Source organism: Streptomyces sp. RPT161 (genome assembly GCF_027533845.1).
GTDB classification, from domain to species: Bacteria; Actinomycetota; Actinomycetes; order Streptomycetales; family Streptomycetaceae; genus Streptantibioticus_A; species Streptantibioticus_A silvisoli_A.
In genome coordinates this window covers 23,027-36,309 of the sequence record NZ_JAPZVN010000018.1, presented here as the reverse complement: position 1 = coordinate 36,309, position 13,283 = coordinate 23,027, and the positions used below count along the sequence as shown (strand labels likewise).

Sequence of the window (13,283 nt, the reverse complement as noted above, 5' to 3'; positions counted from 1 at the left end):
GTTCCGCTGACGGCGCTGCCGTCATGCCGGCTTGTCGGCGCCGCGTCGCAGCACGAGCGCGGCGTTGCACCCCATCAGTCCGCGGCTGAGCACAAGCGCGGTGCGCACCTCGGTGGGGCGGGCGAGGCCGGTGACAAGGTCGATGTCGTGGATGACGTCGACCACGTTGGGGGTGGGTGGCACCAGGCCGTGCTCCATGGCGAGCACCGCGGTGGCCACGTCCAGTACCGGGGCCCCGCAGTACGCCCTGCCGAAACCGGTCTTCGGTGCGGTCACCGGTACTTCGGCGGCCCGGCGGCCCAGCGCCTCGTTGATGGCCAGCGCCTCGGCCCGGTCCGCGGCAGGCACCCCGAGCGCGTCGGCGAACACCACGTCGACCTCTTCCGGGGCGCACCGGGCCTGGTCCAGTGCGCCGCGGATGGCGTGCACCAGCCCCTCCCGGGACCGCTCCCAGGCGGAGGCGCCGGTGAACGTGGCGGCGTGGCCGCGGACCTCCGCCCTGGGCGTGGCGCCGCGCCGCCGGGCCGCCTCCTCGTCCTCGACCACCAGCATCGCCCCGCCCTCCCCGGGCGCGAAGCCGCAGGCGTCCGCGGTGAACGGGAGATAGGCGCGTTCGGGGACGTCCGCCCGGCTGAGTTCCGGGTAGCCGAGCTGGCAGACGATCGAGTACGGCGCCAGCGGTGCCTCGGTGGATCCGACGATGACCGCGTCGGCGCCGTGCCGGGTGTTCCGGCAGGCGTGGGCGATCGCGTCCAGCCCCCCGGCCTCGTCGTTGGCCAGTACTCCGCACGGCCCCTTGTGCTGGCCGCGGATCGAGATCTGGCCGGTGCTCGCCGCGTAGAACCAGGCGATGGACTGGTATGGGCCGACGAACTTCGGCCCCCGGCCCCACAGTTGCTGCAGTTCGCCCTGGCCGAACTCGCCGCCGCCGGAGCCGGACGCGGTGGCGACGCCCACCGCGTACGGAGACAGTCCGGTGGTGTCGAGCCGGGCGTCGTCCTTCGCCAGGTCGGCCGCGGCCATCGCGAAGTGCGTGAACCGGTCGGTCTGCACCAGGTACTGGCCCTCGATCGCGTCCGCGGGGTCGAAGCCCCTTACCTCCCCGGCGATCCGGAGCGGATAGTTCCGGCAGCCGTCGTGGGAGATCGTGTCGAGGGCACTGACACCTTCCTTGGTGGCCTTCCAGAACGCCCGGTTGCCCACCCCGTTGGGGGCGATCACACCGATTCCGGTCACCACCACACGGCGGCTGTTGCGCTGACTCATCGTGTCCGCCTCTCCCTGCGGTTGAGGACGACAGCGGACTGGAATCCACCGAATCCACTGCCGACCGACAGGACGGTGCGCAGCGGTACCGCGCGCGCGGTGCGCGGCACGTAGTCCAGGTCGCACTCGGGGTCGGGCGTCTCGTAGTTGGCGGTCGGCGGTATGACGCCGTTTGCCAGGGCGAGGGTGCAGGCGGCCAGCTCTATCGCGCCTATCGCGCCGAGCGAGTGCCCCACCATGGACTTGATCGAACTCATCGGTGTCGCATAGGCGTGCTCACCCAGCGACCTTTTGACCGCCGCCGTCTCGTGCCGGTCGTTCTGCTTGGTGCCGGAGCCGTGAGCGTTGACGTAGTCGACGTCGGAGCGGTCGATGCGCGCATGGTCCAGTGCGTTGTCGATCGCCCGGGACATCTCCAGTCCTTCCCGGGTCAGCCCGGTCATGTGGTAGGCGTTGCCGAACGTGGCGAAGCCGCCGATCTCGCAGTAGATCCGCGCCCCACGCCGCCGTGCGTGCTCCGCCTCCTCCAGTACCAGCACCGCACCGCCCTCGCCCATGACGAAACCGTCCCGGCGCGCGTCGAACGGCCGTGAGGCGTGTTCCGGGTCGTCGTTGTTGGGGGACGTGGCCCGGATCGCGTCGAAACACGCCACCGTGATGGGCGAGATGGGCGAGTCCGCGGCACCGGCGACGATGACATCGGCGTCGCCCTCCTCGATGGCGTGGAAGGCGTACCCCACCGCGTCCAGGCCCGAGGTGCAGCCGGTGGACACGGTCTGCACGGGACCGTGCGCGCCGGTGCGTTCCGCCACCTCGGAGGCGAGCGCGCTGGGCGAGAAGGCACGGTGCAGATGCGGCCGGGCGTGCTGGTGGTCCACGTCCCAGCGCTCGCCAGCGCCGCTGACCCGCACGTAATCGGCTTCCAGCCGGGTGGTGCCGCCGACCGCGGAGCCGAGCGACACCCCGATCCGCCAGGGGTTCTCCGCCGCCAGGTCGAGGCCGGCGTCACGCACCGCCTCGTCCACGGCCACCAGCGCGAACTGTACGTACCGGTCGGCGCGTTCGACCTGGTCGGCGTCGAGGCCGCACTGGATCGGGTCGAAGTCGCACTCGGCGGCGATCCGGGAGCGGAACCCCTCGGGGTCGAACAGGGTGATCCCCCGGGTCGCGGTGCGTCCGGCGGTGAGCATGTCCCAGAACGCGGGCACCCCCACTCCGCCGGGCGCGACCACGCCGACGCCGGTGACGGCCACACGTCGCATCACGACACCGCCTTCGCCGGTTCGGGCGGCCCTTCCTCGGTGTCCACGTGCCCCAACTCCGGTCGGGGGGCGAGCGGTCCGAGGTGGAAGACCATCCGTACCTCGGTGTCGCCCACGTTGCGGAACCGGTGCCGCACGTGGGTCGGGATCAGCAGTGCGTGGTCGGGGCCCAGCGGATGCGGCTCACCGTCCAGGTCGACCTCGACCTGGCCCTGCACGACGTAGACGAACTCCTCGGAGTACGGGTGGTAGTGCTCCCCGATGCGCTCGCCCGGCCTGATGATGGCCATCCCCATGAATCCGCTCGTGGCGCCCACCGTGGTGGGGGTGAGCAGGGTGCGCAGGTCGCCACCGCGTCGCCGGTTGGGCTTGGTCTCGTCGATGTGCACGATGCGTGCGGTCTGTGTGGGCATGGTGTTCTCCCGGTCATCGCGTCGGGCGGGCGGTTGCCTGTCTCCGTGAACTGCCGCCGTCCTCAGGGCTCTTGGGCCCGGCGGTCGGTGACCAGGTCCATGTCGCAGTCGGCGAGGAAGCGGCTGATCCCCGCGCTGGTGCCCAGATCGCCGTCGGCGCCGACGTCGACCAGTCGGCTGAGGACGGCGGGGGCGCGCACTCCCTCGATGCCGAGGATCACCCGGGGGTCCGGTTCACTGGCCGAGCGCAGGTCCACCACGCGTACGACGATGTCGCCGCGCTGGTAGATCGTGCTGCTCACCAGTGCCGACGGATGCCGGGCCGCGGCCAGTTGATCCTGCCGGGACAGGAACAGCGCCACCGCCGCCCCGCAGCCGGGCCGGGCCGGGTAGCTCAGCGCACGCCGCCGCACGCCGGGGGCGTTGACGTCACCGACCGTCAGGTGGTGCACGGCGGGCAGTGCGGCGCGCATGAAGAACTCACGCGCGGCCTTCGGGTCGTCCAGGTCTCGGGCCTCTTCCAGATGCGGGTTGAGCGCCTCCTCGGCCGCCCTGACGCCCGGCTGGCCGGCCACGTGGCGCAGCGCGGCGCCGAGGTCGCCGATCACCTCGATCGCCCGCACCACGCGGTTGCCCCGCATGAACAGCGAGGTGCGGTGCAGTCTCGTGATCGCGTCGACCTCCGGGTCCGGGGAGGCGTACGAGGCCAGGACCCGCGCGGCGGCCTGCTCACTGCCGGGCTTGACGGTGAACGTGACGGCGTGCCGCACCACGTCGTCGGGCGGGCGCTCAGTGTGGCGTTCCGCCCTCGGGACGGGAGCGGCGGCAGCGGGTCGGGTCTCGCGGACCACGCCGTAGCGCATCGACCTGGTGTTGTGCACGCACTCGTGCATCGGCTCCACCATGCGCACGTGCTCGGCGCTGTTGACCCAGGCGAAATACGGGGCCGGGCCCTCCCATTCGCTGGTGATGATCCACTCGGAGGGGTTCTGGATCGACTGGCACAGCTGGTCGCTGATGTGTCCCGGAACCTCCGCCACCTGATCGCGCAGGGTCCTGTAGACCTCCATGAAGCGCTTTTCGGCGCCGTCCTTGATGTGCAGCACGAGAATGACCCGCAGCTTGGATTCGCTGGGGATGAATTCAAGTGCTCCGGCTTTGGATCGGGGCGCTTCGGCTTTGGACAGCACCGTCATCTTCACCGCTCCTTCGCGGGCAGGGGACTCGGCGTCAACGGGCCTCGGGCCGGACTGGATGCCGGACGGGCGGTGGCCGGATAAACTTCCCGGCAGGCCGCACGCATTGTTCCTTCCGCGGCGTTCCGAAAAAGTTTCGCCACCTGAACCCAATCCCCGGAATTATTTCGGGATTTCCGGAAGCAGGCCCGTGAATCGATGGTGATGGGCTACCACGGATGCCGCAACGTGTGTAGGCCGTTCGGGTGACCTGGCCGGGCGGAACACCGCCACCCGGGCAAGGATCGATGACGCGGGCCACTGTGACCCGCGAAGCCGCTCCCGCATCCGGGAGTCCGCACTCGGGAATCCGCGCAACGCCTGGAGCCATGGATGAACGCGAAGATCGACGAGCGGGTGCCGGTACTGATCGCGGGCGGGTCTCTGGTGGGCCTGTCCGCCTCCCTCTTCCTGGGGCGCCTGGGGGTCCCGCACACGCTGGTGGAGAAGCACCCGGGAACCTCCCGGCACCCCCGTGGTCGCGGGAACAACGTGCGCACGATGGAACTGTTCCGGGTCGCCGGGGTGGAATCGCGCATCCAAGTGGCGGCGTCGGTCCTGGCGGACAACCACGGCATCCTCCAGGCCGAGACGCTGACCGGAACCGAGCAGGAGTGGCTGTTCAAGGAGGTCGACCCGGGCGGCCGGTTGTCCCGCCTCAGCCCCACCAGTTGGTGCCTGTGCAGCCAGAACGACCTTGAGCCGGTACTGCTGGACTGCGCCCGCGAGTTGGGCGGTGACCTGCGCTACGGCACCGAACTGCGCTCCTTCGAGCAGGACGCGGACGGGGTGACCGCCGTCATCGGCCGCAGGGGCACGGACGAGTGCCGCACGGTGCGCGCCCAGTACCTCATCGCCGCGGACGGCCCGCGCAGCCCGGTCCGGGAGCGGCTGGGCATCGGTCAGACCGGGCGCGGCGACCTGTTCCACAACGTCAGCGTGACGTTCCAGGCCAAACGGCTGGCGGACGCGGTGGGCGACCGCCGATTCATCGCCTGCTATCTGCGCAATCCCGAGGCCGACGGCACGCTGCTGCCCGTGGACAACCGGGAGCAGTGGGTGTTCCACATCCCGTGGCACCCCGAGCACGGCGAGGAGTTGGAGAGCTTCACCGACGAGCGGTGCGCCGAACACATCCGGCGCGCCACCGGCGTACCGGAGATGGAGGTGGAGATCACCGGCAAGGCACCCTGGCACGCCGCGGAGCGGGTGGCCAGCAGCTACGGCACCGGGCGGGTGTTCCTGGCCGGTGACTCCGCGCACGAGATGTCACCCACCGGCGCTTTCGGCTCGAACACCGGGATCCAGGACGCGCACAACCTGGCCTGGAAGCTCGCCGCGGTACTGGGCGGCTGGGCCGGGCCCGGCCTGCTGGAGACCTACGGCGCCGAGCGGCAGCCGGTGGCACAGGCGACGAGCGAGCGCGCCTCCGCCCGTTCCACCGAGCACCGGCACCCGGGTTACGACGCCGCGCCGACCACCGGCCCGCAGCGCGGCGTCCTGCCCACCGCCCTGGGCTACCGCTACAACCGGGGTGCCGTCGTCGGCACCGACCCCAACGCGCCCGTCGTACCAGACCAGTTGGAGCTGACCGCCGCCCCTGGCAGCCGCGCACCGCACTTCTGGCTGCGCAGGGACGGGGTACGGATGTCCTCGCTCGACCTGTACGAACGGTCCCTGGTACTGCTCAGCGGCACCCACGGCCACACGTGGTTCGAGGCGGGGCGTCGGGTCGCCCAGCGGCTGGGGCTACCTCTGGAGTGCTACCAGGTCGGCCACGACCTGATCGTGGACCCGGACACCGACTGGGCCCAGGCACACGGCACTTCACCGGACGGCGCCGTACTAGTTCGCCCCGACAGCTTCGTCGCCTGGCGAGCAACGGCCGCCGCGGCCGACCCCGCGACAACCCTCACCAAGGTCCTGGCATCCGTTCTGCGCCGGGGATGAGGCGTCGGGGGTGAGGCGTCGGGCTGACGGCGGGACCTCACACCTCCACGGCCTTTCAAGTGGCTTCGGTGGGCATTCGCAGTGCCCACCAACGCAACGGCGGCGTCCTGTTCCACGTCGACGGGGGTTTCCGCCGGGCACGCCGACGGCAGCTGCGGAGAACCCGGTGGGACGGCCCAGGGCGCACCGACACGGCGCACCCGGCGCTCCTCCCGGGGAGCACACAAAGACCCCAACCGTGGACCTTGGGCCCGGCGGGCGGATTCAGCCGCCGAACAGCCTGGCGACCAGACGGAACGGTGCCGCCACCGCCGTCGCGACCGCATGACCGATGGAGCCCAGAACCTCGGCAATCGTCTGAAACATCACTCACCCCAGAGTCGCTAAGCCCGCTCACTTGTCGGACGGCGGTTTGACCCCTGTGTAGGACGACGGATCGACGCTTCCGGTGGGGCGCTGCGCGCGGCCCCTGTGCCCCCGGTGCTCCACGTCCTTGTCGCCCGCCTGCGCGGTTTCCTCGGCGCCCCGAGACAGGCTCTCCCCGGACTTCTCGGCCGCCTTGCGTGATTTCCTGGGTGCCTTCGGCATCGCGCTCTCCCACCCGACCACGGAATATTCCGCACATATGTGCAATTCCTTCCGTTTTGCACCTACATATTCCGAGAAGCTCCCCGCGCGCACCCCGCCGCGCCGCGACACCGATCTAGCCCCAAACCTCGGGGCCGCCGCCGCGCCACTCGATCAGATCCGGATCATCCAGGACATCGGCGGGACTCAGCCCCGCGCGGCGCAGTAGCAACTCGATCTCACCCAGCGAATCAACGATTCCGACGGGCTCCCCGAGGACCGTCAGCAGACGCTCGCCGTCCCGAGGCGGATGCACGACGATCAGCGGACCCTCCATACCCCCCACCCTGCGCCCAGCCCTCCTCGGGCGCACGCCGACCCGCTATTCCTTCGGCGGTAACCGGTACCGCCGCCGTCAAAGATCGCCAGACTGTCCAGCTGCCTTCTCCCGTACGGAATCGAACGAAGCCGAACCAGGAGAAGGAGCAGGCGGAGTTACCGACAGGTTCCGTCGTCACGCGTCACAGAATCGAGAGCAGCGCTCCGACGAGCCCGAGGACAGCTCCGAGCAGCCCGGTAAGAACCATCTTGTACCTCCTTAAGGAGTGGCGAGGGAATGAGCCGCGCGTCCTCTACGGCAACGCCTGATCCAATCTCGGTTTGCGAACAACCGGCTCAAAATCTGCTACCAATACGGCTCAAGTGCACCCAAACGCAGGCTTACGCTCCCCCGTTGGACCAGGCTTGGCGCCGGTGCTGCCTCATGAGGCCTTCCGCGCCTCGTCCACCAGCCACAGGAGGCCAGCCATGAGCGACATGGACCTTTCCGGATTCCTGGAACAGCTGAGCCCGGAGAACCGCCGATGGGTGGAGGCCCAGTCACGCGAGATGCAGCTGAAACTGACCGAGCAATACGCCACGACGCTTCGTACCGACGATCCCGTGGACGCGGACTCGATCGTCGAGCAGCATCGCGGTGACTGACTGCGCACACGCCTGAGTACGTCCCCGTCGGCGACCGGACGCGACCGGGATGCTCGATCGCGATCGTCTGCGCGACCACCCCGCCCATCGAGGCGCCCAACCGGACGTCTCCCGACACAGAAAGCCCCGGCGGTCACGGAACGTCAAACACGCGGCCGTCGTCCGCTACCCCTGAAGCCGGGCCTCCGGGCCGCACTGCCGACAGGGCCGGGCGCCCTCTTCGAGGATCAGCCTGGCCTGAGTCAGAGTGAGCAGGGCCCCGCCGACAGCGTGGCGACAGTCCCCACGGTGCAGCGTGCCGCCGACGTTGCCAGCACCGTCAGGGGCGAAGCGCCACCACTTCAGTTCGTTCGCCGCCTCCTTGCCGTGTACAGGGTGCCCCGACGCCACCCCACGGGCCGCACCAGGGGCACGTTCGATCTCGCGGATCCGCGCGTCGACCGCTTCCAACTGCAGCCGCAGGTAGGTCCGCAGCACCTGGAGGCGGTTCAGATCCGGGGGGAGGTCACTCACTCCCGGTCACCCGCCCGCACCCCGTACCAGTCAGGAGCGAGCGCACGACCTCGTCTCCTCCTGCCCAGCACCCCAGGCCATCTCCTTCAGCGCCATCCGCGCGGCAGGCCCTCGGTCGGGCACGGTGGCCCAGAACGGGTGCGTGCTGATCTTCACGGAAAGTCGTTGCAGCGTGCGCCGCAGGACCGTGGTCTGCGCAGGGTTGTTCGCCTCGGCGAGCTGCCGGTACGCGGCATACCAGGCTCGTTGAGCTTGCAGAAGATCGTCAGGGAAGGCATAGGACGTCACCACAAGATTGCATCACATGTTCGATTTCTAGTGCGACACACGTGCGGGTGAAGTCGACCCACCGGGTCAGCTCACGGAAGGCGCCGACATCGCGACACACGGGTGCGCGCGGGGCTGCGAGGCCAAGTCGCACACGGGACTGAGGGGCGCCCATGTCGCTTGTGTCTCCCGTCTCGCCTGTGTCGCCCATGTCGAGCGACGCGCAGTCCGCCTTCACCCCCGGCCCCCGCGATGGGCGCGGCACCTCAGCGGTTGCTGGCTCAGACGCGGGAGGGTGAGCGCGCAGACCTGTGAACAGGTCTGCGCGCGTGTGGCTCAGCCGATCAGTCGGGCCAGTTCATCCAGGACGCGCAGCGCTTCGACTTCCGGGACGTTGGGCAGATGGAAGGTGATGCCCGCCGCACCGGCCTCCCGGTAGGCCGCGACGATGTCCGGCTCCGGCGGGACGGCGTTGACGATCACCGGTGTCTCCCGGCCGATGAGCGCCATCTGCTCAAGCACCTCGCCGGCGTCGGTCGTGGCGCTGGGCATCCAGCCGCCGAACCGCTTGGCCCGGGCGATCGCCCTGGCGCTCTGGCCGCCCACATACACCGGCGGGTGCGGTCGCTGCACCGGCTTGGGCCAGGCGAAGACCGGGTTGAAGTCGACGTGTTTCCCGTGGAATTCGGCCTGGTCCTTGGTCCAGATCTCGATGATCGCGGCCATCCGCTCGTCCAGGAGCCGGCCTCGGGTACGTGGCTCGGTCCCGTGGTTGCGCATTTCCTCGCGGTTCCAGCCCGCGCCGATACCGAAGATCACCCGACCGTTGGACAGGAAGTCCAGGGAGGCGACCTCTTTGGCGGTCTGGATCGGGTCACGCTGGACCAGCAGGGCGACTCCGGTTCCCAGCAGCAGGTTCTCGGTCACTCCGGCAACCATGCCGAGAGCTGTGAACGGGTCGAGCGTCCGGTAGTACTGCCGGGGCAACTCGCCGCCGAGCGGGTAGGAGGTCACGCTGTCAGCCGGAATGTGGCTGTGGTCGGCCAGGAAGAGGGCCCCGAACCCGCGCTCCTCCACGGCCGGACCGAGCTTGGCGGGGTGGATGGCCTCGTCGGTGGCAATGGCGTGGATGCCGAACGTCATAGCGCCTAATTCGGTCTTCATGCCTCACACGCTAAACCCATCAGCCTGGGCTGACAATCCAGTTTGACAACCTTAGTTGATGAAATTAGCTTGACCCCATGGCTCAGTCTGCGAACGTTGATGACCTGGGCGGAGCGCTCTACGACGGCATCAGGCTGATCGCGCGGCGGCTCCGCCATGCGTCGGCCCCCGGCGAGCTTTCGTTGCCCGAACGTTCCGCGCTGGCACGGCTGGATCGCGGCGGCCCGGCCACGGCCGCAGAGCTGGCGAGAGCCGAGCAGATCACCCCTCAGGCGATGGGGACCACTTTGAGCGGCCTGGAAGGGCGGGGCCTCGTCCAGCGGCGCCCCGACCCCCGTGACCGCCGACGAGTCCTCATGTCGCTGACCGAGACCGGTCTGGCAATGCTGCGACGCAAGCACGACGCCCGAGCCCGGCAGCTCGCGACCGCCCTCGAACAGCACTTCACAGCTGCGGAGTTGGAGACCCTCACAGCCGCAGCACCGCTGATCGAGCGCCTGGCCGAGAGCATCTGACGCCGACCACGGCCCCGAGCGATGGCGAACCGCCCTGACCGCCCGCCCGTTCATTCGGACGCACACCTACAGAGCCAGCCGCTCCACCTCATCCGGCCAGCCCAAGCATGATCAGTGTCTGGTAGTAGTGCCTGCCGACGCCCGGCCGCTCCGGCCCGTAGCCGTGGAGCACGTTGCGATGCTCGAACCCGGTCGCGCCGTCAGGATCGCCGTAGTCCATGTACTCCGCGACCTCGATCCGCGGATCAATGACCAGCGGGCTGAGCAGCACCACCTTTCACGGGCCCACCACCTGGGGGCTGCGCTCCCCTGAAGCATGTATGGGGAACCGGCGGGCAGAAGGGCCGCATGAGTGGTCGGCGTGTGTCGATGGACCGGCTGCTGGAGCGGCCCCCTGGTCGGGGGCTGGTCGCAGTCCCGGTCGTGCTCATCGTGGTGATCGTCATCGCGGACATCTACACCCCGACCAGCATCCATCTGGGCCCGTTCCTGATCATCGCGCCGGCCCTCGGGGCCGCCTTCGGTGGACCGCGGCTCACCGCCTTCGTCGGGGCACTGGCAGTTGTGGCCTTGGCACTCGTCAGTACGTTCCACGGCGGGTTGACCACAGCCAACCACATGGCCCAGATCATCGCGCTGGCCCTGCTCTCCGCAATGGTGGTCTTCTTCAGTTGCGTGCGGGAGCGGCGTGAGCGGGCGCTGAGCCGGTCGCGATCAGTAGCCGAGGCGGCACAGCGGGTACTGCTGCGACCCCCGCCCCGCCGGATCGGGCCGTTGCGCGTGGCTTCGCTGTATCTGGCCGCCGAGGACGAGACGCAGATCGGCGGCGATCTGTTCGCGATCGCCCGGGCTGACGACGCCCGCACCCGGCTCCTCATCGGCGATGTCCGTGGCAAGGGCTTGGCTTCCATCGGCGAGGCGTCGATGGTGATGAGCGCGTTCCGCGAGGGGGCTCACCGGTGCGCCGACCTTCCCGAACTCGCGGCCGCCGTCGAAGACAGCGTCTGCCGCCACCTGGAGGAGGTCGCGGACACCGAGCACGACCCCGGCGAGCACTTCATCACCGCTCTGATGGTTGACATCCCCGACCACGAGGAGCAGGCAGAGATGTTCGACTGCGGCCATCCGCCGCCGCTCCTACTACACGATCACAAGGTCACGGTCCTGAACCCCCACCGCCCCGCGCCCCCGCTGGGCATGTGCGACCTGTCCAGCCCACGCCGCAGCGCGGATCCGTTCACCTTCGAGGCCGGTGACATGCTCGTGCTGTACACCGACGGTGTCATCGAGGCTCGCTCGCCTGCCGGAGCCTTCTACCCGCTCATCGAACGGCTGGGCTCCTTGCCCGCCGGCAGCCCAGAGACCCTGTTGAACCACATCCAGAGCGACCTGCTCGCGCACATCGGCGAGAACCCCGCCGACGACGCCGCCGTCCTCGTCATCGAACGAACCCCCTCCCCCCACCACCTTCACCACCCCCACCTCACCTCGCACCACCACCGCAGCAACGGACCGCAACCGCCCGAACCTCGCTGAGCGATGCCGTGGGTCGACGGAGCCACGCCCACGTCCCGGCCGACTGCGGACCCGACGCCCGAGTGCGGTGGTTCGACCTATTACCAGCGACCCGACAGACCGCGCGACGCGCGACATGGTCGCCAAACTCCATGCGGAAGTAGCAGCAGGAGGCGGTGCGGCGGACAACGTGCGGTGCTGGCAGCGCCATCGACGGTTCAGGCCCGGCCTGCGAAGAAGGCCAGGATGCAAACGGCTCCACCGCCGGAACCTCACGGACCAGTCCCCGGGTGGCGGTGGCGGGTTGGGTGATCGTCTTACGCGTGGCTACCGCATCGTCCAGATCCGCGGAGTCCGGAGCAGCGTGGCAACACCGTTGTCAGTGTGGTCGCCTTGGGCCTGCGCACACCGGGCTCCGCTTGTTCCTGCCTCGTCAGCCGGAACGGTACGTGTCTTCAACGGCGTGCACTGCCGTGACGGGTGTTCCGCCTCTACTGTTCTCCGGCAGGGACGGTTGCGCGTTTTCGGCAGTGCGGGTGGGATAGAGCGTATGACGTCTCGCGTGTTGTACCTGTTCGGGACTGCGGCCCCGCCCGTCGTCGACATCGGCCGCGCCGTCGAGCAGGCCCAGACGGAAGGGTGGGACGTGTGCGTCGGCCTGTCGCCGACCGCAGCGCGCTGGCTCAACTCGTCTGTGAGCAGGCTCGCGGCGTTCACCGGGCACCCTGTTCGGAGCGAATACAAGTTGCCGGGCGAGCCGGACGTGTGGCCGCCTGCGGATGTGATCGCCGTGGCCCCGGCGACGTTCAACACCATCAACCAGTGGGCGCTTGGGATCACGGACCACTTCGCCGTCGGGGTGGCTGCGGAGGCGATCGGGAAGGGCATTCCGCTGGTGGCAATGCCGTGCGTGAACCAGGCACTCGTGGAGCACCCGCAGTTCGAGAAGTCCATGGAGACGCTACGGTCGGTCGGCGTCAACTTGGTATACGGCGACGGCGGGTTCGTGCCCGAACAACCTGGCGAGGAACGTCCGGAAACGTATCCGTGGCACCTGGTCCTTGACGCGGTGCGCGCTGCGAGTCCGCGGTGATCGAGCTGGACGCGGCGCCAGTCAGTCGACGACGGTAACAGTCATACGCCCTCTCATGGTCATGGCCGCATGCCCCGGAGCCGTCTCAGCGTCAGTTCAACCTGGTCGGAAGTGAGAATTTCGGCAGGCTCTTCCATACACCGGATGCTCTCGCAGCCCGGCTGAAGCCGACAACGCATTATCGGCCCGGGGAGGGCGTGCCCGGCGGCGCTGGCTAGATGCGCAACTGGAAGCGACCGGGGCTCTGGTGCGAGCAATTACGGAGTGGGCAGGGCCGTGGACGAACGCCTTACGGGCTCTCAGGCGCCAGAACACCCCTCGGCGTCGCAAACCGCTTCGACGCAGCCAGCTGGTCAAACGCCAGCCAGTGGAGCAGTCACGCCGGGCAAGTCCCGCTGAACGAGCTTACTCACATCCCTACGTGACGGTACGTCAGCAATCGGCCCGAGGCACGGAGAGGCTTCCCGGCCGCGCCCTCACCGGTCCAGGGCGCGAACGCGGGCCGCACCCCGAGGGCCGTGGGGACCTCGCAGCCCGCC

Annotated in this window: 16 protein-coding genes; 5 read left to right on the top strand and 11 right to left on the bottom strand. The window is 69.3% G+C overall.

From position 1 onward, the window contains the following. Nucleotides 1-21: 21 nt before the first annotated feature. The 4 genes from O5O46_RS27080 to O5O46_RS27065 all read right to left on the bottom strand — a co-directional run bounded on the left by O5O46_RS27080 (nucleotide 22) and on the right by O5O46_RS27065 (nucleotide 4,137). Nucleotides 22-1,266, bottom strand: a complete 1,245-nt coding sequence (locus O5O46_RS27080) for a beta-ketoacyl synthase N-terminal-like domain-containing protein (RefSeq protein WP_269858206.1) — start codon at nucleotides 1,264-1,266, stop codon at nucleotides 22-24. Further along, nucleotides 1,263-2,531, bottom strand: a complete 1,269-nt coding sequence (locus tag O5O46_RS27075) for a beta-ketoacyl-[acyl-carrier-protein] synthase family protein (RefSeq protein WP_269858205.1) — start codon at nucleotides 2,529-2,531, stop codon at nucleotides 1,263-1,265. The genes O5O46_RS27080 and O5O46_RS27075 overlap by 4 nt, the downstream gene beginning before the upstream one ends. After that, nucleotides 2,528-2,941: a cupin domain-containing protein gene (locus O5O46_RS27070; RefSeq protein WP_269858204.1), complete on the bottom strand. Its 414-nt coding sequence runs from the start codon at nucleotides 2,939-2,941 to the stop codon at nucleotides 2,528-2,530. The genes O5O46_RS27075 and O5O46_RS27070 overlap by 4 nt, the downstream gene beginning before the upstream one ends. 62 nt (nucleotides 2,942-3,003) lie before the next feature. Beyond that, nucleotides 3,004-4,137 carry a SchA/CurD-like domain-containing protein gene (locus O5O46_RS27065; RefSeq protein ID WP_269858203.1) on the bottom strand — a complete coding sequence of 378 codons (1,134 nt, stop codon included), beginning with the start codon at nucleotides 4,135-4,137 and terminating at the stop codon, nucleotides 3,004-3,006. A gap of 372 nt (nucleotides 4,138-4,509) precedes the next feature. Between O5O46_RS27065 and O5O46_RS27060 the strand changes: the two genes are divergently transcribed. Then, nucleotides 4,510-6,126, top strand: coding sequence for an FAD-dependent oxidoreductase (locus O5O46_RS27060; RefSeq protein ID WP_443072636.1), 1,617 nt, complete (start codon nucleotides 4,510-4,512; stop codon nucleotides 6,124-6,126). 264 nt (nucleotides 6,127-6,390) lie between these two features. On the opposite strand, the gene O5O46_RS27055 is transcribed toward O5O46_RS27060, so the two are convergent. From O5O46_RS27055 to O5O46_RS27045, 3 genes are all read right to left on the bottom strand, one after another. Continuing rightward, entirely contained in the window at nucleotides 6,391-6,492 is a 102-nt protein-coding gene (locus O5O46_RS27055; RefSeq protein WP_269858202.1) for an LPFR motif small protein, read from the bottom strand. 27 nt (nucleotides 6,493-6,519) lie between these two features. Next, nucleotides 6,520-6,714, bottom strand: coding sequence for a hypothetical protein (locus O5O46_RS27050; protein WP_269858201.1), 195 nt, complete (start codon nucleotides 6,712-6,714; stop codon nucleotides 6,520-6,522). A gap of 115 nt (nucleotides 6,715-6,829) precedes the next feature. Further along, nucleotides 6,830-7,030, bottom strand: coding sequence for a hypothetical protein (locus O5O46_RS27045; protein ID WP_269858200.1), 201 nt, complete (start codon nucleotides 7,028-7,030; stop codon nucleotides 6,830-6,832). A gap of 470 nt (nucleotides 7,031-7,500) precedes the next feature. Here O5O46_RS27045 and O5O46_RS27040 point away from each other — a divergent pair, with 470 nt between their 5' ends. Then, a complete protein-coding gene (locus O5O46_RS27040; RefSeq protein WP_269858199.1) occupies nucleotides 7,501-7,677 on the top strand; it encodes a hypothetical protein in 177 nt (58 codons plus the stop codon). A gap of 165 nt (nucleotides 7,678-7,842) precedes the next feature. Here O5O46_RS27040 and O5O46_RS27035 read toward each other — a convergent pair whose 3' ends face one another. The 3 genes from O5O46_RS27035 to O5O46_RS27025 all read right to left on the bottom strand — a co-directional run bounded on the left by O5O46_RS27035 (nucleotide 7,843) and on the right by O5O46_RS27025 (nucleotide 9,600). After that, nucleotides 7,843-8,190 carry a DUF6233 domain-containing protein gene (locus tag O5O46_RS27035; protein ID WP_269858198.1) on the bottom strand — a complete coding sequence of 116 codons (348 nt, stop codon included), beginning with the start codon at nucleotides 8,188-8,190 and terminating at the stop codon, nucleotides 7,843-7,845. A 30-nt stretch (nucleotides 8,191-8,220) separates the two neighbouring features. Beyond that, a complete protein-coding gene (locus O5O46_RS27030) occupies nucleotides 8,221-8,478 on the bottom strand; it encodes a hypothetical protein (protein ID WP_269858197.1) in 258 nt (85 codons plus the stop codon). A 315-nt stretch (nucleotides 8,479-8,793) separates the two neighbouring features. Next, a complete protein-coding gene (locus O5O46_RS27025) occupies nucleotides 8,794-9,600 on the bottom strand; it encodes an LLM class F420-dependent oxidoreductase (RefSeq protein ID WP_269858289.1) in 807 nt (268 codons plus the stop codon). Nucleotides 9,601-9,698: 98 nt separating this feature from the next. On the opposite strand from O5O46_RS27025, the gene O5O46_RS27020 reads away from it, so the two are divergent. Then, nucleotides 9,699-10,136, top strand: a complete 438-nt coding sequence (locus O5O46_RS27020) for a MarR family winged helix-turn-helix transcriptional regulator (RefSeq protein ID WP_269858196.1) — start codon at nucleotides 9,699-9,701, stop codon at nucleotides 10,134-10,136. 88 nt (nucleotides 10,137-10,224) lie between these two features. On the opposite strand, the gene O5O46_RS27015 is transcribed toward O5O46_RS27020, so the two are convergent. Further along, nucleotides 10,225-10,407, bottom strand: a complete 183-nt coding sequence (locus O5O46_RS27015) for a hypothetical protein (RefSeq protein WP_333482430.1) — start codon at nucleotides 10,405-10,407, stop codon at nucleotides 10,225-10,227. A 77-nt stretch (nucleotides 10,408-10,484) separates the two neighbouring features. On the opposite strand from O5O46_RS27015, the gene O5O46_RS27010 reads away from it, so the two are divergent. Both O5O46_RS27010 and O5O46_RS27005 read left to right on the top strand, forming a co-directional pair. Then, entirely contained in the window at nucleotides 10,485-11,672 is a 1,188-nt protein-coding gene (locus O5O46_RS27010; protein ID WP_269858195.1) for a PP2C family protein-serine/threonine phosphatase, read from the top strand. Between the two features lie 529 nt (nucleotides 11,673-12,201). Beyond that, on the top strand, nucleotides 12,202-12,744 hold the full coding sequence (locus O5O46_RS27005; RefSeq protein ID WP_269858194.1) for a flavoprotein: 543 nt from the start codon (nucleotides 12,202-12,204) through the stop codon (nucleotides 12,742-12,744). Nucleotides 12,745-13,283 lie beyond the last annotated feature (539 nt).